The 18,620-nt window shown below is 69.8% G+C and carries 20 protein-coding genes and 2 tRNA genes; 14 read left to right on the top strand and 8 right to left on the bottom strand.

Annotated features, from left to right (window positions below; genetic code table 11):
* Positions 1–12: 12 nt before the first annotated feature.
* Positions 13–627 carry a biotin transporter BioY gene (locus ACYQ0U_RS01775; RefSeq protein ID WP_459968728.1) on the bottom strand — a complete coding sequence of 205 codons (615 nt, stop codon included), beginning with the start codon at positions 625–627 and terminating at the stop codon, positions 13–15.
* A gap of 114 nt (positions 628–741) precedes the next feature.
* Between ACYQ0U_RS01775 and ACYQ0U_RS01780 the strand changes: the two genes are divergently transcribed.
* Positions 742–1,308 (top strand): TetR/AcrR family transcriptional regulator C-terminal domain-containing protein, encoded by a 567-nt coding sequence (locus ACYQ0U_RS01780; RefSeq protein ID WP_459968730.1) that lies wholly within the window; start codon positions 742–744, stop codon positions 1,306–1,308.
* 36 nt (positions 1,309–1,344) lie between these two features.
* Here the strand turns inward: ACYQ0U_RS01780 and ACYQ0U_RS01785 are convergent, their stop codons facing one another.
* The 6 genes from ACYQ0U_RS01785 to ACYQ0U_RS01810 all read right to left on the bottom strand — a co-directional run bounded on the left by ACYQ0U_RS01785 (position 1,345) and on the right by ACYQ0U_RS01810 (position 8,120).
* Positions 1,345–1,905: a M23 family metallopeptidase gene (locus ACYQ0U_RS01785; RefSeq protein WP_459968732.1), complete on the bottom strand. Its 561-nt coding sequence runs from the start codon at positions 1,903–1,905 to the stop codon at positions 1,345–1,347.
* 59 nt (positions 1,906–1,964) lie between these two features.
* Positions 1,965–2,381 carry a VOC family protein gene (locus tag ACYQ0U_RS01790; RefSeq protein WP_459968734.1) on the bottom strand — a complete coding sequence of 139 codons (417 nt, stop codon included), beginning with the start codon at positions 2,379–2,381 and terminating at the stop codon, positions 1,965–1,967.
* Entirely contained in the window at positions 2,378–4,585 is a 2,208-nt protein-coding gene (locus ACYQ0U_RS01795) for a GNAT family N-acetyltransferase (protein WP_459968736.1), read from the bottom strand. Before ACYQ0U_RS01795 ends, ACYQ0U_RS01790 begins: the two co-directional genes overlap by 4 nt.
* The gene (locus tag ACYQ0U_RS01800; RefSeq protein WP_459968738.1) at positions 4,582–5,826 is read right to left on the bottom strand and encodes a lysine N(6)-hydroxylase/L-ornithine N(5)-oxygenase family protein; all 1,245 of its coding nucleotides are present in this window, start codon (positions 5,824–5,826) and stop codon (positions 4,582–4,584) included. Before ACYQ0U_RS01800 ends, ACYQ0U_RS01795 begins: the two co-directional genes overlap by 4 nt.
* Positions 5,823–7,244: a pyridoxal phosphate-dependent decarboxylase family protein gene (locus tag ACYQ0U_RS01805; protein ID WP_459968741.1), complete on the bottom strand. Its 1,422-nt coding sequence runs from the start codon at positions 7,242–7,244 to the stop codon at positions 5,823–5,825. The genes ACYQ0U_RS01800 and ACYQ0U_RS01805 overlap by 4 nt, the downstream gene beginning before the upstream one ends.
* Positions 7,245–7,355: 111 nt before the next feature.
* Positions 7,356–8,120, bottom strand: coding sequence for a 3-methyladenine DNA glycosylase (locus tag ACYQ0U_RS01810; RefSeq protein WP_459968743.1), 765 nt, complete (start codon positions 8,118–8,120; stop codon positions 7,356–7,358).
* An 80-nt stretch (positions 8,121–8,200) separates the two neighbouring features.
* Between ACYQ0U_RS01810 and ACYQ0U_RS01815 the strand changes: the two genes are divergently transcribed.
* The 13 genes from ACYQ0U_RS01815 to ACYQ0U_RS01875 all read left to right on the top strand — a co-directional run bounded on the left by ACYQ0U_RS01815 (position 8,201) and on the right by ACYQ0U_RS01875 (position 17,638).
* On the top strand, positions 8,201–9,010 hold the full coding sequence (locus ACYQ0U_RS01815) for a fumarylacetoacetate hydrolase family protein (protein WP_459968745.1): 810 nt from the start codon (positions 8,201–8,203) through the stop codon (positions 9,008–9,010).
* Positions 9,007–10,467 carry a glutamate--tRNA ligase gene (gene gltX, locus ACYQ0U_RS01820; protein ID WP_459968747.1) on the top strand — a complete coding sequence of 487 codons (1,461 nt, stop codon included), beginning with the start codon at positions 9,007–9,009 and terminating at the stop codon, positions 10,465–10,467. Before ACYQ0U_RS01815 ends, gltX begins: the two co-directional genes overlap by 4 nt.
* A gap of 13 nt (positions 10,468–10,480) precedes the next feature.
* Positions 10,481–11,437, top strand: a complete 957-nt coding sequence (locus tag ACYQ0U_RS01825; RefSeq protein ID WP_459968749.1) for a CPBP family intramembrane glutamic endopeptidase — start codon at positions 10,481–10,483, stop codon at positions 11,435–11,437.
* A 42-nt stretch (positions 11,438–11,479) separates the two neighbouring features.
* Positions 11,480–11,551: transfer RNA gene (locus tag ACYQ0U_RS01830), tRNA-Gln, on the top strand.
* Positions 11,552–11,679: 128 nt separating this feature from the next.
* Positions 11,680–11,752 (top strand) — tRNA-Glu (locus ACYQ0U_RS01835).
* Between the two features lie 303 nt (positions 11,753–12,055).
* The gene (locus tag ACYQ0U_RS01840) at positions 12,056–13,612 is read left to right on the top strand and encodes a YHS domain-containing protein (RefSeq protein WP_459968751.1); all 1,557 of its coding nucleotides are present in this window, start codon (positions 12,056–12,058) and stop codon (positions 13,610–13,612) included.
* 46 nt (positions 13,613–13,658) lie between these two features.
* Positions 13,659–13,907 (top strand): toluene-4-monooxygenase system B family protein, encoded by a 249-nt coding sequence (locus tag ACYQ0U_RS01845; RefSeq protein WP_459968753.1) that lies wholly within the window; start codon positions 13,659–13,661, stop codon positions 13,905–13,907.
* 6 nt (positions 13,908–13,913) lie between these two features.
* Complete coding sequence (locus ACYQ0U_RS01850; protein WP_459968755.1) at positions 13,914–14,276, top strand: monooxygenase system ferredoxin subunit; 363 nt, start codon at positions 13,914–13,916, stop codon at positions 14,274–14,276.
* Between the two features lie 10 nt (positions 14,277–14,286).
* The gene (locus ACYQ0U_RS01855; protein ID WP_459968757.1) at positions 14,287–14,607 is read left to right on the top strand and encodes an MmoB/DmpM family protein; all 321 of its coding nucleotides are present in this window, start codon (positions 14,287–14,289) and stop codon (positions 14,605–14,607) included.
* A gap of 2 nt (positions 14,608–14,609) precedes the next feature.
* The gene (locus ACYQ0U_RS01860; RefSeq protein WP_459968759.1) at positions 14,610–15,617 is read left to right on the top strand and encodes an aromatic/alkene monooxygenase hydroxylase subunit beta; all 1,008 of its coding nucleotides are present in this window, start codon (positions 14,610–14,612) and stop codon (positions 15,615–15,617) included.
* 2 nt (positions 15,618–15,619) lie between these two features.
* Positions 15,620–16,618 carry a 2Fe-2S iron-sulfur cluster-binding protein gene (locus ACYQ0U_RS01865; protein WP_459968761.1) on the top strand — a complete coding sequence of 333 codons (999 nt, stop codon included), beginning with the start codon at positions 15,620–15,622 and terminating at the stop codon, positions 16,616–16,618.
* 148 nt (positions 16,619–16,766) lie between these two features.
* The gene (locus ACYQ0U_RS01870; protein WP_459968763.1) at positions 16,767–17,177 is read left to right on the top strand and encodes a hypothetical protein; all 411 of its coding nucleotides are present in this window, start codon (positions 16,767–16,769) and stop codon (positions 17,175–17,177) included.
* Between the two features lie 8 nt (positions 17,178–17,185).
* Positions 17,186–17,638 (top strand): hypothetical protein, encoded by a 453-nt coding sequence (locus ACYQ0U_RS01875; protein ID WP_459968765.1) that lies wholly within the window; start codon positions 17,186–17,188, stop codon positions 17,636–17,638.
* 39 nt (positions 17,639–17,677) lie between these two features.
* Here the strand turns inward: ACYQ0U_RS01875 and ACYQ0U_RS01880 are convergent, their stop codons facing one another.
* A complete protein-coding gene (locus ACYQ0U_RS01880) occupies positions 17,678–18,478 on the bottom strand; it encodes an IclR family transcriptional regulator (protein WP_459968767.1) in 801 nt (266 codons plus the stop codon).
* Between the last annotated feature and the right edge of the window lie 142 nt (positions 18,479–18,620).

Raw genomic sequence — 18,620 nt, forward strand, 5'->3', positions numbered from 1 at the left:
GGCGGTCAGGCGTCAGTCGCGGGCCAGCAGCCGCGGGAACGCCCGGTGCACCTCGGCCGCGACGAGCGCGACGAGCGTCGTCTTGAGGAGGTCGCCGATCCAGAACGGCGTGTCGTAGAGGAACGCCTGGTGCCAGCTGACGTCGAGGTAGAGCTTCATGCCGAGGATGCCCAGCGGGTGGATGACCAGGACGCTGCCGGCCAGCGAGCAGAAGAAGACCCAGATGGCGCGGGTGCGGTGCTCCTTCGCGACATACTTGACCAGGAAGCCGCCGAGGGCGGCCGCGATCGGGAACGCGAGCAGGTAGCCGGCGCTGACGCCGGTGAACACCGCGAGGCCGGAGGAGTGCTCGGCGAAGACCGGCAGGCCGATCGCGCCGAGGAGCAGGTAGAGCGAGACGGCCAGGAACCCGCGGACCGGGCCGAGCACGCAGCCGGCGAGCATCACGCCGAAGGTCTGGAGGGTGATCGGCACGCCGGCGCCGCCGGTGGGGATCGCGCCGATGTAGGCGCAGGCGGAGATCAGCGCGGCGAAGCCGGCGATCAGCGCGAGATCGGTGGTCACGGAGCGGCGCCGCTTCGGCGTCGTCCCGGTCGTCGTGGGGTCGGTGGTCTCGGCCATGGCCATGCTCAGTCCTCGCTGGTGTGGGAACCACCTGAACGGTGGTCAGGTGAACGGCGTTCAGGTTAGGGTTCGGGCTCCGAGCCGGTCAACGGTGACCATCGGGTAGGGAGATGTGACATGCGCTACCGCCGGGACGACGTGGTCGAGCAGGCGCTCGGCGTGCTCGACACCTGGGGGCTCGCCGATCTGACCATGCGCCGCCTCGGCACCGAGCTCGGCGTCCAGCCCAGCGCGCTCTACCACCACTTCGCGAACAAGCAGACGCTGTTGGCCGCCGTCGCCGACGAGATCCTCGCGCGCGGGCCGCACCACGACGCCGCGGGCCCGTGGGACGAGCGGGTCGCCGCGATCTGCACCGACCTGCGCGACGCGCTGCTGGCCTACCGCGACGGGGCCGAGCTGGTCGCGACGGCGTACTCCTTCGGGCTCGGCGCCGCCGCGCCGTACGACGCCCTGGTGGGTGCGCTCGGCGACGCCGGCCTCGACGCGGAGCTGGTGCCGACGTCGGCGCGGACGCTGCTGCACTTCGTCTTCGGCCACGTGACCGACGAGCAGACCCACCTCCAGGCCGGGAGTGCCGGCGCCATCGAGGACGGTCCCCGCACGGAGTCCGACTTCAGCGTCGGTCTGGGGATCGTCCTCGACGGCATCCGCGTCCGCGCCCGGGACCGGTCGGTCGGCTAGCAGGGACGGGTCACGGCTCCTCGCCGCGGACCTCGGTCAACGTCTCTTCTTCACCGTGAGGGCCAGCAGCTCGCGCGGCTTGACGGCGGTCGAGAGGCCGCCGCCGACGGCGCGCTTCTCGAAGTGGAGGTGGCAGCCGTCGGGTGCGGCCCGGTCGTTGGCGCGCGCGAACATCTGGCCCTTGCGGACCTTGTCGCCGCGCTCGACGTAGACCTTCTGGGTGTGGCCGATGACCAGGTCCCAGCCGAGGCGGTTGCTGCGCAGCAGGACCGGGTTGTCGCCGTACGCCGGCCCGAGTGAGGCGTTCGAGACGACCCGGGCGTGGAAGCGGGCGTAGAGCGGAGTCCCGCACGGCATCGCGATGTCGAGGCCGTGGTGGAAGCCGTTGTCGTCCGCGCAGCGCGGGTCGGGGGAGTAGTACGGCGCGGTGGTGCAGCCGAACGGGATCATGATCCGGTGCGCGCCCTTGAACCACGGGGACGTGTAGTGCCGCTTGTCCTTGGTGTAGAACACCCAGCGCGGATCGCCCGCGCCGGCCGGGCCGGCGAGGGTGAGCAGCAGGGCACAGGCGATGAGCAGCACTCCGAGACGTCGCATGCCCTCAACCTAACGGCCACGACGCGACGACCGGGGAGGCGTGCGGCCGTTACCTGCCGTCACAGGCTGAACTCGCCCGCCGCGAGGCTGCGCAGCACGCAGAACTCGTTGCCCTCCGGGTCGGCCAGGACCACCCAGCTGTCGTCCGGGGACTGGCCGACGTCGGTGTGGGTGGCCCCCAGCGCGAGCAGCCGCTCGACCTCCTCGGCCTGGGTGCCGTCGATCGGGGACAGGTCGAGGTGCAGCCGGTTCTTCACCGTCTTGCCCTCCGGCACCGCGGCGAAGAACAGCGACGGGGCGAGCGGTCCCTCGCGCACCGCGTCGAGCAGCTCGGCGTCCGACCCCCGCTCCGGCCCGATCTCGACCAGGTCGTCGGTGGAGTCGACGACGGCGTACCCGAGCGCGGCGCACCAGAACTCGGCCAGCCGCGCGGGGTCCGCGCAGTCGACGTTGATCTCGGTCAGCCGGGAGGTCACGCGATGGGATTATCCAACGCCCCGGCGTAGATGAGCGACTGACTCTGGTCGGCGAGGTCCACCATCTCCAAGGTGTTGCGGAGCTGGAGGCGGTTGAGACAGCTGTGCCGGAACTCCGCCCGCCGGAGGTCGTACGCCGCCGCGGCGCTCGCGAGCTCCGGGTGCTCGTCCGCGTGCCGCTGCACGCAGTCGCGCGCCTCGGCCCAGAAGACCCGCTCGTCGAGCACCCCGTCGGTGTGCAGGATCGCGGCGAGGTGGCGCAGGACGCCGTCGAAGACGTCGGTGTGCAGGGCCAGCGACCTGGTGTCCTGGTCGATGTCGACGCGGACCCGCTCGACCTCCTCCGGCAGCGGCCGAGAGGTGCTCATCACCGCGACCTCCTCGCCGATGTCCTTCATGATCGCCCGCACCGGCACCTGGTCGCGCAGCACCAGCACGAGGTTCTCGCCGTGCGGCATGAACGCGAGGTCGTGCGCGAGCAGGCAGTGCACGATCGGGCGGAGGTAGGCGTCGAGGTAGCGGCGTACCCACCCGGCGGCGTCGAGCCCCGACGCGCCGATCAGGGCGGCAGCGAAGGACCGGCCGGCGCCGTCGCGGTGCAGCAGCGCGGCCATCGTCATCAGCCGCTCGCCCTCCGCCAACGAGGGCACCGGGCTCTCGCGCCACAGCGCCGCGATCATCTTGGTGTAGGGCGAGCGGATCCCGAGCCGGTGGTAGGCGTCGCCGGTGTACCCGACCGACGCGATCTCGCGCAGCACCGAGAAGCCGCACGCCTGCAGCGTCGGGTCGGCCGACACGACGCCGTGCACCCAGTCGTTGATCGCCGGGGTCGCGGCCATGTAGCGCGGGGACAGCCCGCGCATGAAGCCCATGTTCTGGATCGACAGCGCGGTCTTGACGTAGGGCTGCGCGGGGTCGGTGGTGTTGAAGAAGGTGCGGATCGACTGCTGCGCCCGGTAGCCGTCCGGCCCCTCGCCGAGGTGCACGAGGTCGCGCCGCGCGAGGTCGGGGGCGAAGGTGATCGCGATCTTGTGGCGCCACTGCCAGGGATGCACCGGCACCAGGTGGTAGCCCGCGGGGTCGAGGCCGGCGGCGACCAGCACCTCGACGTCCTGCACCGCGGCATCGCCCGCGAGCAGCGTGTGCTCGCGCCGGGCGGCCAGCCAGTGCAGGCGGACCGTGCTGCCGGTCTCGGGCGCGTACGCCGCGAAGTCGTCCGCCCCGAACCCGACCCGCCCGTTGTTGGCGACGAAGCCCGGGTGGCCCTCGGTCATCGCGGCCTCGATCTCCTGGTAGCCGGCCGTCAGCAGGTCGTCGACGGTCGCCGTGGAGTGCGTCAGCTTCCAGCACGCGGAGGCCAACGTCGCCGCGAGCTCCTCGAGGTAGGTCGGCAGCAGCGCGTCGGGGATGCCGAGCACCTCCGCGAACTCCACGACGAAGTCCTGCACGTCCGGCGCCGCCGGCTCGTCCTTGACCACGCGCGTCAGCGTCGACGCGTCGATCGCCCAGTGGTCGAGCGCGAGCAGCTCCGCGGCGAAGGAGTACGTCGTGTCGCCGGCCGGCGTGGTGAGCAGCCACCGGTCGCCGTCCGCCACGGGTGCGAGCAGCCGCTCGTGCGCGAACTCCGCGATCGCCTTGGTGACCAGGTGCCGCTGCGCCACGGCGAGGTTCTCCGGGAGGAGATGGTCGCGCTCGCGGACCGAGAACATCGCCACCTTGGTCGGCAGCGTGATCGTGCGGAGCTCCCGGAAGCCGAACGCCCGGTTCAGCGCCCGGATCCGCTCGTTGCGGGCGTCGGGCTCGACCACGACCCGGCGCACCGCGGGCTCGGCGAAGCAGTGGTCGAGCACGGCACCGAAGACCGCGCGCGTGAAGCCGTGCACCGGGGTGGCCGGGTCGGCAGGCGGCGCCACCAGCACGTGCATGCCGAGGTCGCCGTCCCGCAGCTCCGGCAGGTCGGCGAGCTCGGAGTGCGCCGGGTCATAGGTCTCGGCGAGGAAGGACGGCACGCCGTCGGCGCGGCCCAACCATGCCTGGTGGTGCGGGCTCTGCTCGATCCGGCGGTACTCGCGCTCGACGTCGGCCAGGCTCGAGCCCTGCATCTGCCAGAAGACGCTGCGCGGGTGCGTCACCCACTCGTGCAGGAGCGCGGCGTCGCGGTCGAGGTCGAGCGGTTCCAGGGTGAGTCTCGGTTGCTGGGTCATCGCGGTGCTCCGAACGTCTGGACGGCGATCTGCTTGTCGATCGGGTAGACCTCGCGGCCGGTCATCGCCGCGATGATCACCGAGTTGCGGTAGGCGCCCATCCCGAGGTCGGGCGCGGCCAGGCCGTGGGTGTGCTCCTCGGCGTTCTGCACGAAGATCTCCCGGCCGGCGTGGTCGACCGTGTAGTGCCGCGCGACGTCGAACCGGCCCTGCTCGTCCCACCGGATGCGGTCGCGGACCGGGTCGAGGAACGACGGCACCTCGGCGGCGTACCCGGTCGCGAGGACGAGGCCCTCGGTGCGCAGCGTGAAGTCCTCGCCCGTCTCGTCGTGGTGGCAGGCGAGCTCGTAGGCCCCGTCGCGGGTCGCCCCCGTGACGGTCGTGTTGGTGACGAGCGTGGTGTGCGGCCCGTCGCCCTGGACGCGCAGCCGGTAGTGCAGGTCGAAGATCTCGTCGACCAGGTCGCCGCTGATCCCCTTGTAGAGCGAGCGCTGCTCGCGACCGAGCCGCTCGCGGGTGGCGGCCGGCAGGTCGTGGAAGTACGACGTGTACTCCGGCGACGTCATCTCCAGCGTCAGCTTGGTGTACTCCATCGGGAAGAACCGCGGGCTGCGCGTCAGCCACGTGAGGCGGTAGCCGTGGTCCGGGCTCTCGGCGAGCAGGTCGCGGTAGATCTCGGCCGCGCTCTGGCCGCTGCCGACGATCGCGATCGAGCCGAGTCGCTGGAGCTCGGCCTTGTGGTCCAGGTACGCCGAGGAGTGGATCCCCATGCCCTGCAGGGGTTCGGGCACCTTCGGCCTCGTGCCGACGCCGAGCACCAGGCGCCTCCCGCGGTGGACGTCACCGGTCGAGGTCGTCACCACGTACGCCGTGCCGTCGTGCTCGACGCTCGTCACCGCCTGCCCGAACCGCACGCTCGCGAGCCGCTCGGCGGCCCAGCGGCAGTAGTCGTCGTACTCGCGGCGCAGCGGGTAGAACGACTCGCGGATGTAGAACGGGTAGAGGTTGCCGGTCTCCTTGAGGTAGCTGAGGAACGACCAGCGCGAGGCGGGGTCGGCCATCGTGACGAGGTCGGCCAGGAACGGCACCTGGAGCGTGGCGTCGTCGAGCATCATCCCGGGGTGCCAGGCGAGGTGGTCGCGAGCCTCGAGGAAGACGCCGTCGAGCTCGTCGAGCGGCTCGGTCAGGCAGGCGAGGCCGAGGTTGAACGGACCGACGCCGATGCCGATGAAGTCCCTCATCGTGCGGCCCCCTGGCGCAGCTCGGCCGCCATCGCGACGACGCGGCCGACGACGGCGAGCACGTCGTCGCGCGTCGCCATCGGGTTCAGGAGCGTGAGCTTGAGCCAGCGTCGGCCGCCCACCCGCGTCGACGCCACCATCGCCTCACCACGCTCGTAGAGCGCGGCGCGGATCCGGGGGAGCACGGCGTCGTCGACTCCGGTCGGGCGGAACACGAGGGTGCTCAGCTGCGGGGCGGCCGCGAGCTCGACGTCGGGATCGGCGTCCAGCAGCAGCCCGACCTCGGCCGCGAGGTCGGCGACCGTGTCGACGTACTGCCCGATCGTGTCGGCACCCATCACCCGCAGCGTCAGCCACAGCTTGAGCGCGTCGAACCGGCGCGTGGTCTGCAGGCTCTTGTCGACCTGGTTGGGGTGGGCGGCGTCCTGGGGGTTGAGGTAGTCGGCGTGCCAGGTCACGTGGCCCAGGTGCGCGCCGTCGCGGACGAGCAGCGCGCTCGCGGAGACCGGCTGGAACCACGTCTTGTGGAAGTCGATCGTCACCGAGTCGGCCCGGTCGATGCCGTGGAGGAGGTGCCGGCGGGTGGGGGAGACGAGCAGGCCACCGCCGTACGCCGCGTCGACGTGCAGCCACGCGCCGTACCCCGCGCAGAGCGCGGCGACCTCGGGCAGCGGGTCGATCGCGCCGAAGTCGGTCGTGCCCGCGGTCGCGACGACGGCCATCGGCACCAGCCCCGCGTCGGCGACCCGGGCGAGCGTGCGGCCGAGCGCGCCGACGTCCATCCGCCGGTCGCCGTCGGTGGGCACGGTGACGACGGCGCCGTCGCCGAGGCCGAGGAGGCGCGCGGACTTCTGGACGCTGAAGTGGCTGTCCTCGCTGGCGACGATCCGCAGCGTGCGCGCGTCGTGGCCCTCGGCGAGCGCACGGTCGCGGGCGAGGTGGAGGCCCTGGAGGTTGGACTGGGTGCCGCCGCTGGTGAAGACCCCGTCCGCGGCCGGGCCGAAGCCGATCCGCCCGGCCGTCCAGTCGACGAGGTGCCGCTCGACGAACGTCCCCCCGACGCTCTGGTCGAAGGTGTCCATGCTGGAGTTCACCGCGCTCACGAACACCTCCGCGAGCAGCGCCGGGATCACCACGGGGCAGTTCAGGTGGGCGGCGTACGACGGCTCGTGGAACCACACCGCGTCGTCGAGGTAGACCCGGCTGAGTTCCTCGAGCGCGGCGCCGGCGTCGCCCAGGGGCCGGTCGAGGTCGACGTCGGCGACCGCCTTCGCGGCCGGCTCGGGGAGCACCCCGGTCGCCGGTCCGCGGACGGTGCTCAGCGTGCGGGCGAGGTGGTCGACCCCGAGCCGCATCGCCGCGACGTACTGCTCGACGTGGGCGGGGTGGAACAGGTGCTGGGCAGGGGGAGTCGCCACCGGCCATCCTTCCGAGTGCGGATTTAGGTAAGCCTCACCTAACTCGGATGTCCGGGCGCGGCGCAACCCCCGGGCCGCCATCTGGGACGTTCCTCACAGGCAGGGCCGGGGTCACCCGACGACCAGCAGCCGTTCGCACTCCTCGACGAGACGCGCGCGGATCGGGGCGGCGCGGTCGGCGAACCGGCGCTGGAGCTCGGCGTACTCCCGCTTGCCCTCGGCGGTCTCGATCCTGATCGGCGTCCACTCGACGCCGGAGGGATCGATCGTGATGCCGCTCAGGTCGTAGGGCGCCGCCCGCATGTCCATGATCCGCACGTCCCAGGCGAGCTCGAAGGCGTCGGCGACGAGGTCGGAGCCGACCGCGTCCGCCAGCCGGTAGGCGTGCTTGTAGAGATCCATGTTGCCGTGGAGACAGCCGGGCTGCTCGAAGTCCGGCCGGTCGCGCGGCCCGGGGCTCAGGCTGTTGCGGGGCAGCGCCTCCGGCGTGAAGAACCGGACGGCATCCCAGTGGCTGCACCGCACGCGATGGCGCTCGACGACCCGGTCGGTCTCCGCGGCGCCGAGGCGGAGCGGCTGCGGATGCCGGGTCGCGGGATCCCCGTAGACCATCGCCCACTCATGGAGTCCGAAGCAGCCGAAGTCGCCCTCACGTGCGGCGGTCGCCCGGAGCAGGCGGCGGGTCGCCTCGGCGACCGGCCTCGTCCTGGCGTCGAGCTGTCCCGGTGCCCGCCACCGCATCAGCTGCGCCGGCCGGAACGAGTAGTACTGGAAGAGGAAGTCGTGGATCGGGTGCTTCTCGCCGGCTCGGCGCCGGGCGAGGTGCGGCTCGACGTAGGGCGACAGACGCGCCCGGTGCGTTGCCTCCGCGCTCACGGCCACACCCTAGGTGACACGTCGCGGAGCCCCTCCACCTCGGCGACGGGTGACCGCGGGTCGCTCGCTAGGCTCGTCGGGTGCGTATCGCGAGATTCACGACCGGCGAGGACCCGATGTACGGCGTGGTCACAGGTGACCTCGACCAGTTCGGCCAGCCCGACCCCGACAGCGTCGTGGTCGCGCTCGCCGGCGACCCGCTGTACGTCGGGGTGAAGCTGCTCGACCAGGAGTTCCGGCTCGAGGACGTGCGGCTGCTCGCCCCGGTGCTGCCGCGCAGCAAGGTGGTCGGCATCGGCCGCAACTACGCCGCGCACGCCAAGGAGCTGGGCAACGACGTCCCGACCGAGCCGCTGATGTTCCTCAAGCCGAACACCAGTGTGGTCGGGCCGGGCGACCCGATCTTCTACCCGCAGGAGACGCAGAACCTCCAGTTCGAGGGCGAGCTCGCCGTGGTCATCGGGCGGATCTGCCGCGACGTGCCGCCGGAGCAGGCGACCGACGTCATCCACGGCTACACGATCGCCAACGACGTCACCGCCCGCGACCTCCAGAGGAGCGACGTGCAGTTCACGCGGGCCAAGGGCTTCGACTCCTTCTGCCCGCTCGGACCGTGGATCGAGACCGACCTCGACCCGAACGACTTCGCCGAGGGCCGCCGCGTGCAGACCTTCCTCAACGGCGAGGTGAAGCAGGACGGCAGCACCGACGACATGATCTTCGACATCCCGACGCTGATCTCCCACGTCAGCAGCGTGATGACCCTCCTGCCGGGCGACGTGATCCTCACCGGCACCCCCGAGGGCGTCGGTCCGATGAACGTCGGCGACGAGGTCGAGATCTCGATCGCCGGTCTCGGCACCCTCACGAACAAGGTGGCCTCCCGATGACCGTCCGCGTCCGGTTCTGCCCGTCCCCGACGGGCTCGCCGCACGTCGGGTTCGCCCGGACGGCGCTCTACAACTGGGCGTTCGCGCGGCACCACGGCGGCACCATGGTCTTCCGCATCGAGGACACCGACAAGGAGCGGTCGACCCAGGAGTCCTACGACGCCATGCTCGGCGCGATGCAGTGGCTCGGCCTGGACTGGGACGAGGGCCCGGTCGTGGGCGGGCCGCACGGGCCGTACCGGCAGTCCGAGCGCGGCGACCTCTACCGCGACGTGCTCGAGAGGCTCGCGGCCTCGTCCTACACCTACGACTGCTTCTGCACCACCGAGGAGGTCGAGGCGCGGCGCAAGGCCTCCGGCTCCAAGGTGATGGGCTACGACGGCTTCTGCCGCGACCTGTCCGTCGAGCAGCGCGCCGCGTTCGAGGCCGAGGGCCGCAGGCCGGTCGTCCGCTTCCGCATGCCCGACGGGTCGGTCACGTGGAACGACCTGGTGCGCGGCGAGATCACCTTCGAGACGCAGTACGTCCCCGACTTCGCGCTGTGCCGGGCCAACGGCGACCCGCTCTACACGCTGGTGAACCCCGTCGACGACGCGCTGATGGAGATCACGCACGTGCTCCGCGGCGAGGACCTGCTCTCGAGCACCCCGCGCCAGATCCCGCTCCACCGGGCGCTGGTCGACCTCGGCATCGGCAAGGTCGTCCCGGAGTTCGGTCACCTGCCGTTCGTGATGGGGGAGGGCAACAAGAAGCTCTCCAAGCGCGACCCGGAGTCGCACCTCTTCCTCTACCGCGACCAGGGCTTCCTCCCCGAGGGCCTGCTCAACTATCTGGCGCTGCTCGGCTGGGCGATCGCCGCGGACCGCGACGTCTTCACGCTGGAGGAGATGGTCGAGGCGTTCGACATCTTGGACGTGAACCCGAACCCGGCGCGGTTCGACGCCAAGAAGGCCGACGCGATCAACGCCGCGCACATGCGGATGCTGTCGGTCGAGGAGATCACCGACCGGGCACTTCCGTTCCTGAAGGACGCCGGGGTCGTGTCCGACCCGGTCAGCGACGCCGACGCCCAGCTGCTCGAGCTGGCGATGCCGCTGGTCGCCGAGCGGATCAACAAGCTCGTCGAGGCCGTCGACATGCTCGGCTTCCTCTTCGTCGACGAGGCCGAGTTCACCCGCGACCCGGCCGACGCCGAGAAGCTGCTCACCGACGACGGCAAGGCGGTCGTGCAGGCGTCGTACGACGCGCTGGCAGGCCTGTCGGAGTGGTCGACCGCCGCGATCCAGGAGGCGCTCCAGGCCAAGCTCGTCGAGGAGCTCGGCCTCAAGCCGCGCAACGCGTACGGCCCGGTCCGGGTTGCCGTGACCGGCCGCCGGGTCTCGCCGCCGCTGTTCGAGTCGATGGAGCTGCTCGGCCGCGAGCGGAGCCTCGGGCGGCTGCAGGGCGCCCTGGCCTGATGGAGCTCAGCTGATGGAGGAGGCGCCGGGCTACCCGTACCACCTCGTCCAGCGGGGTGGCCGGCCCGGCGTGTGGCGCCCGCTGGTCGGCGTCCTGGCGCTGATCGCCGGGTTCGTCGTCGCGGTGCCGGTGCTCGTGCAGATCCCGTTCGCGGTCGGGCTGGCCGTGACCGGGCACGACGTGACCGCCGGCGTCGAGCGGATGGTCGACCTCGACGACCCGACCCCGCTGGGCCTGGCCTACCTCAACGTCGCCCTGGCCTGCGCGATCCTGCTCACCTGGATGCTGACCCGGACGCTGCACGGCCTGCGGCCGCGGTGGCTCGCGTCGGTGACGCCGCGGATCCGCTGGGGCTGGCTCGTCGTCTGCTTCGGCCTGTCCTTCGTCGCGCTGTTCGCCACGCTGGTCGTGTCGGTGTTCGTGCCCGCGCAGGGCGAGAGCGTCGAGATCGGCGGCGGCCTCAACGACTTCACCTCGACCACGCGCGACTTCCTGCTCGTGGTGCTCCTCCTCACGCCGCTCCAGGCCGCGGGGGAGGAGTACGCCTTCCGCGGCTACCTCACCCAGGCCTTCGGCAACCTGTTCGGCCGCACCTGGGCGGCGATCCTCCTGCCCGCCGTGCTGTTCGCGCTCGCGCACGGGTCGCAGAGCCCGCCGGTCTTCTTCGACCGGCTGGCGTTCGGGCTGGTCGCCGGTGCCCTCGTCGTCCTGACCGGCGGCCTCGAGGCCGGCATCGCCATGCACGTGCTCAACAACTGGCTCGCCTTCGGGCTGGCCCTCACCTTCGGCGACATGGCATCGACGCTGAACCCGGTCGGCGGCAGCTGGTGGACGATCCCGGTGACGCTCACGCAGTCGCTCGTCTACCTCGGCGTGGTGCTGCTCGTCTTCCGCCGGATGAGGCTCCGGAGCACCACCAGGACGCCGCAGCGGCAGGGCGTTTTGGTGGGCTCCGAACCTCGCGTGTAAGGTTTGTCCTCGGCTCGGCAACGAGCCGGAGAGCGTCACCATTGGGATATGGTGTAATTGGCAACACGACTGATTCTGGTTCAGTTATTCTAGGTTCGAGTCCTAGTATCCCAGCTGAGATCGCGGTTCCTCCCGCAGCACGGAGGCCCGCGATTTTGTGCGAGAACCCAGCAAACGCTAGGCTTTCGCAGGTTGCTCGGGAGACCGGGCGCCACGCAATAAGCAGCAACAACTCAACACATGCCCCGTTCGTCTAGCGGCCCAGGACGCTGGCCTCTCACGCCGGAAGCACGGGTTCGAATCCCGTACGGGGTACACATCACGAAGGCCCCGAGCGCAAGCTCGGGGCCTTCGTCGTTCGGTCGTGCTCCTAGCCGCCCCCACCCGCCGAAACGGTCGGTCCGGGCGGCCGCGTCGGGCCGTCGGCCCGATTGATCGCCCGGGCCGATGAGGAATTCGTTCCTGTATGAGGAACGGGGCGGGACAGGTCGCGCGGAGTCCGGCAGATTCACCCGAACGGGAGCACGTCCTCCACTTCGCGCTCTGACAGGCCGGCGTCCATGGGGTGCTCACCCGTCCAACGGCGTACCACGCGCCTGGGAAGTTAGGGAGAAGCCCATGCCTCGCCTCGCTCGTTCAGACTGGTACGACCTGACCCGAGACATGAACTGGACGCTGTCCTACGCCACCGAGGACCAGGTGTGGCCCGACGACCTGTCCCACGCCTACGGCGTCCCTGCCGAGCAGTGGTGGACCTGGGACGAGCCGTACAAGATCACCTACCCGGAGTACGTGCACAACCAGGCCGGCAAGGACGCGAGCGTGTACTCCATCAACGCTGTCGTGAACCGGTCCCGGCTCTTCGAGCAGCTCGACCCCGGCTGGAAGTCGGCGATCCTGGCCCACTACGGGGCCATCGCCCTGCCGGAGTACGTCGCGGGGATCGCCGAGGCTCGGATGGGTCGGTTCGGCCGGGCGGCCGCGTGGCGCAACATGGCGATGTACGGCACGCTCGACGAGACCCGGCACGGTCAGATCCAGTCGTACTTCCCGTACACGCTGCTCGACAAGGAGCCGCGGATGGACTGGGCCCACAAGGCGTTCCACACGAACGAGTGGGGAGCCATCGCGGCTCGTTCGCTGTTCGACGACATGTTCACCGCGAACGATGCCGTCTCGACCGCGCTCCAGCTCACGTTCACCTTCGAGACCGGGTTCACCAACCTGCAGTTCCTCGGGATGGCCGCCGACGCCATGGGCGTGGGGGACCTGGAGTTCAGCGCGCTGATCTCCTCCATCCAGACCGATGAGGCTCGGCACTCGCAGCAGGGGGAGCCGACGATGAAGATCCTGGTGGAGAATGGGAAGGCCGATGTCGCCCAGAAGCTCATCGACCACATGTTCTGGCGCTCGTGGAAGGTCTTCTCACTCCTCACCGGCCTGTCGATGGACTACTACACGCCTCTGGAGCACCGTCGGCACTCCTTCCGGGAGTTCATGGACGAGCTCATCAACAAGCAGTTCCTGGACCAGTTCCGTGACCTGGGTCTCGAGAAGCCCTGGTACTGGGACGACCAGTACCAGAAGGAGCAGAACTGGCTGCACCACGCCTACCACCTCGGGGTCTGGTTCTGGCGCCCCACCGTGTGGTGGAACCCCGACGCCGGCGTGTCGCCGCGGGAGCGTGACTGGCTGGAGGAGAAGTACCCCGGCTGGAACGACAGCTTCGGCAAGTACTGGGACGTCATCTCCGAGAACGTGCGGGCCGACGCGACAGAGAACACGCTGCCCGAGACGCTCCCGATCGTGTGCAACATGTGCCACATCCCGGTGTGCACCCCGGCCGGCTACAACGCCGGCTTCCTCGACACTCCCGACCCCTACATCCTCGACTACCGGGGTCGTCGCTACACGTTCTGCTCCGAGCCGTGCCAGTGGATCTTCGAGCAGAGCCCGGCCCGCTTCCAGGGTCACCAGAGCATCGTCGACCGCTTCCTGAGCGGACAGATCGCGCCGAGTCTCAGCCCGGACTTCGAAGGCGGAACGATCACGACGACGCACCTCGCCGGTGTCCTCGACTACATGGGCGTGAGCATGGAGGAGGCCGGCCAGGACGCCACGGACTACGCCTGGGCCTTCGAGGAGCGCGACCCGGCGGTCGTCGAGGCCTCGTGATCGAGGAAGACCTCTCGGTCGTGGCCGACAGAAGGGAGATCCGATCATGGCGCTGATCGCGATACAGGCATGTGTGGACGGTGACTTCGTCCTCAACATGGTGCCGGTCTTCACCGAGGACACCATGGACGCGGTGGCCCAGAAGATCGCTCTCCACTCCGTGAACCGCCGGGTGGCACCGCAGGACAAGCCTCTGGGAGTGCGGTTCAAGGGCGTGACGATGCCGGCTGACGCGACGGTGGACAGCGCCGGCATCGTGGCCATGGATGTCGTCTACGCCTTCTACGAGGCTTGAGCACGCATGAGCGCGGAACTTCACTGGGTCGACGTCGTGGACGTGTCCGAGGTGTGGGAGGGCGACCTCCTCGACTTCGACGTCGATGGTGAGGAGGTGATGATCGCCCACCTCGAAGGGGGCGACCTCAAGGCCTACCAGGGGATCTGTCCCCACCAGGAGGTCGCGCTGGCGGACGGGGACTGGGACGCCGCCACCTCGGTCCTGCTGTGCAAGGGGCACCACTGGGAGTTCGACCTGCGGACCGGCCAGGGCCTCAACCCGAGCGGCTGCCGCCTGTTCGAGTATCCGGTCAGGGTGACCGACGACAAGATCCAGGTAGGGGTCCCGCAAGACGGGGAGCGCCGCTACCACGGCCTTCCCGGATGAGGAGTGCTTGATGGCAAGCGTCAGTGACGGTACCGAAGAACCCAAGAAGATGGTGGGCCCGATCCTGCGGGGCGTGGACACAGAGTTCTGCAACGCGATGATCAACGCCATCGAGACCGACAACCCGGGCACCGAGGTCGTCGTGGACGACCAGGGTGGCTACATCCGGATCAGCACCGAGCGTCGCTGCCGGCTGACGCGGACGACGCTCGAGGACGAGCTCGGCCATCCCTTCCGACTGTCCGGCATCGAACCGAACCTGGCCGGCTTCTCGGGACGGATCAACGTCGGCGACGACGAGATCATCTGGCACCTGGACCGAGAGGGATGACAGTGGCGACGAAGCTTCGCAAGGCCCCGAAGACGTGGAGCTTGTTCGGGGATGTCCAGAGGAGGCCGAGCCCCTACGAGGTGGTCACGGGCAAGTTTCACTACCACTTCCGTCGCGACCCGGTGCCCTTCGAGCTGGACCCCGATGTGCCGATCAACCGCTGGTACCTGAAGCACCGCGAGGGATCGCAGTTCCAGGTTGACGACTGGGAGCAGTTCCGAGACCCCCACAAGCTCACCTACAAGGAGTACGTCGCCCTCCAGAAGGTCCACGAGACCTACGTCGACGGCCTGGTCGACCAGTTCGAGGACTCCGGCGCCACCGAGAAGCTGGACCAGGGCTGGGTCTCGACGCTGGCCGACCTGTACGTGCCGCTCCGGTTCCCGCTCCACATCCTGCAGATGACGGGACTGTACGTGGGCCAGATGGCACCGTCCTCCTACATCACCAACTGCGCGAACTTCCAGGCGGCCGACGAGCTCCGCCGTATCCAGCGGATCGCCTACTGGACCAAGGTGCTCGGCAACGCGCACGGCGACCAGTTGGTGGAGACCCGCACGGCCCGAGAGCCTTGGGAGAACGGCCAGGCCTGGCAGCCCCTGCGGAAGGCGCTCGAGGAGATGCTCATCGCCTACGACTGGGGCGAGGCGTTCACTGCATTGAACCTCGCGGTGAAGCCGGCGGTGGACGCCCTGCTCAACTGGCAGTTCGCTGCGCTGGCGGCCAGTAACGACGACCACTTGCTCAGCCAGATGTTCACCGAGTTCCAGCACGACAGCCGACGCAGCCGAGACTGGACGCAGGCATTGACGACCTATGCCCTCGACCGCGACTCCGGCTTGGGCGAGGTGCTTGAGGGATGGCTCGACGTGTGGGAGCCCAAGGCACACGCTGCGGTGATGGCGCTGGCACCCTTGTTCGAGACCGCGCCGGTGCCGATGGCCGCTGACGACGTGGTTGCGGAGGTGGAGCGCCAACACGCCGAGCTGCGCAGCGGCTGTGGTGTCTGACCGTGGCAGCCGGGGACGTCCACGCGGTCCGAATCGCTGACTCCGACACCTGGTTTCCGGTGCTCGAAGGGGAGCGGATCCTCCGGGCGGCCCAGCGCGCGGGGGTGTGGCTTCCCTTCGAATGCGGCTGGGGAAGCTGCGGGACCTGCAAGGTGGTCCTGCTCGAGGGTGGCGTCAGCACGCTGTTCGACGAGGCCCCGGCGGTGAGCCCGCGGGATGCGCGGCGCGGACGCATACTCGCCTGCCAGACCAGCGCGACGACTGATCTGGTGATCAAGCCGGCGTGGGTGAGCGGTGAGCCGCGACCGGAGTTCGCCACCGACTCGTGCGCGGCGGTCCTCGTCGAGGAAGAGGATCTGGGACCGGACATCCGGCGGTTCCGGTTCCGGCTCGACCGCGCGATCGCCTACCGGGAGGGGCAGCACGCGATCCTCGAGCTCGGTGCCGGCCTGCGACGGTGCTACTCGATGGCGAACCTGTCCGGTTCGGCAGACGTGGACTTCATCGCCAAGCGCTACGATGGGCGACCCGGCAGTGAGCGCCTGTTCTCGCTCGGCACCGGTGCCGAGATCTCCCTCGAGCTGCCCTACGGGGAGATGTGGGTGCGTGACTCCGAACAGCCCACCTGTCTGGTGGCCGGAGGCACCGGTGTCGCGCCGATCCTGGGGATGCTTCGTGGTCTGGTGGCGAGGTCCGACCCCAGGCCCACCCACGTCTTCTTCGGCGCCAACACCCGCGAGGAGCTGGTGTGCTGGCAGGAACTGCTCGGTCTCGCCGACGAGCTCCCCGACGGCCGGGTGTCGGGTGCGCTGGCGCAGCCCGGGCCCGGGTGGGACGGAGCTCGCGGATTCGTCACCGACGCCCTGGCCCGTGCGCTGCCGGAGCTCACGGGTGCCCGCTTCTACATGGCCGGGCCACCGGCGATGACCGATGCCGTTCTGGCCCTCCTGAAGGAGTCCGGCGTCCAGCTCGACCGGATTCACTACGACAGCTTCGGGTGACGTCGGGTCGGCCGAGTTCCGGCGTCCCGCCCTGGGGAACGACGCCGGTGCGGCGGTGTGACATGCGTCACGCTGCAGGTGTCCAGGAATCGCACAGTCGGGGCCCGGATCCCCGTGCTGCACGCGACCGATCGACAAGGAGCTAGCTGTGGCCGATGAGTTGAAGTTCTTCTCGCCTGAGTGGTGTGAGGTAGCGGTACCGGTGGTGAACGCGCACGAGGCGACCATCAAGGGGTTCAAGGACGCCTCCACCTTCACCCACCGCATGGCCTTCACCTGCGCCGAGCGTGACCTGGTCACGCACATGGAGTGGAAGGAAGGAAGGGTGGCCAGCTGGTCGGGGCCCCAGTACGACGAGTCCGACCTGTGGCTGGTCATCGACGCCGGGCTCGCGACGTGGCAGGCGGCGGCCTCGGGTGCGAGCGAAGGCGGGAAGTTCCTGCTGGCCGGGAAGATCAAGTTCAAGAAGGGGCCGATGTCGGCGGCGATCGAGAACGCGGGCGCCTTCAACAACTTCCTGCTGTCGTGGGGCAAGGTGCCCACCGACTGGAATGTCTAGGACCGATGGTGACCGACGTGAGCACTCAGGGCTATCCGTTCGAGCTGCACGAAGGTGAGGACGCGAACGGTCTGGCGAGCACCCTGGCCATGCTGCTGGGGCAGAACCTGGAGAAGTATCCGGGCCGCATCGCCATCGCGCGCCGGGTGCGCAGGCCGGTCGCGGTCTACAGCACGGATACGGACACCTCGGCCACGATCGTCTTCGGCGAGCACGAGGCCACCGTCTACAACGGCATGGTGGGTCGCCCGAGCGTGACGGTGATCGCCAGCGTCGACCAGATCACCGACGTGTCTCAGCTGAAGATGAAGGGCGCCGGCCTGCTGCCCGCCGGGTTCTTCACCAGGCGGGGCCTCCACGTGCTCGGTGAGATCGCCAGGCACAGGCTGGTGGTGAAGGGACTGCTGACCCACACCCTCACGGCCCTACGGTTCATCGCGCTGGTATCGGTCGTCGAGTGAGCGTCTGCCTGCGCGGGGCCGCCGGTCCGCGCAGGTAGATCACTGGTTGCCACTCAGGCCGGAGGAGATGCGGGCGGCGGTCTCGACGAGGGGGCCGATCAGGTGGCGCAGGCCGCGATCGACGTCCTCCATGGACTCCGCCACCGACACCGCCGCCACCACGTGGTGGAGGGGATCGCGGATCGGTGCGGCGATCGAGGAGATGCCGGGCTGCGACTCGCCGCGGTTCTCGGCGTAGCCCTGGCAGCGAACCCGGGCCAGCTCGGCCAGGAGCTCCGTCCTGGAGGTGATGGACCGAGACGTCTTCGGCGTCAGGCGCATGGTCTGGACCAGACGCCGCTGGTGCTCGACCGGAAGGTAGGCCAGGAGCACCTTGCCGGTCGAGGTCACGTGCGCCGAGTTGCGACTGCCGACCGCCCGGAAGACGGAGAACGCACCCGGCCCCTCACGTCGCTCGACGTACAGCACGTCGCTTCCGTCGAGGATCGCGACGTGCAGGGTGCCGGCGGTCTTCTGGCGCAGCTGGTCGAGCGGGATGGTCGCCGCCTCGTGCAGGCGCTGGGCCGTCTCGGCGCTGGCGCCGAGCGAGCGCATCGTCGTGGTCAGCCGGAACAACCCGGTCTCCTCGACCTTCTCGAGCAGGCCTTCCTGGACGAGGGTCCAGATGATGCGGTGGGCGGTGCTCTTGCCCACGCCGACCCGCCGGGCGAGCTGACTCACGCCCAGCTGAGTGCTGTGCTTGCCGAACTCGCGCAGGATCCGGGCGGCCATGGCCACGCTGGAGAGTCGCCCGGGACTGCGGGCGACCTGGTCGGCGAGGTCGCCGGATGTGACAGTCATCACATCAGGGTGCCTCTTCCTGGTCGCTTGTGCCTATGGCGTTCGGCATGGAGGAACGCAGACGGCCGGTGCTGCTCGCGGTGGGTGGGCGCGTGGATCTCGTGTCCCGCACCCAGGAACGTCGGCCCGAGGGCGTCGACAG

It is taken from the genome of Nocardioides pyridinolyticus (assembly GCF_054653575.1).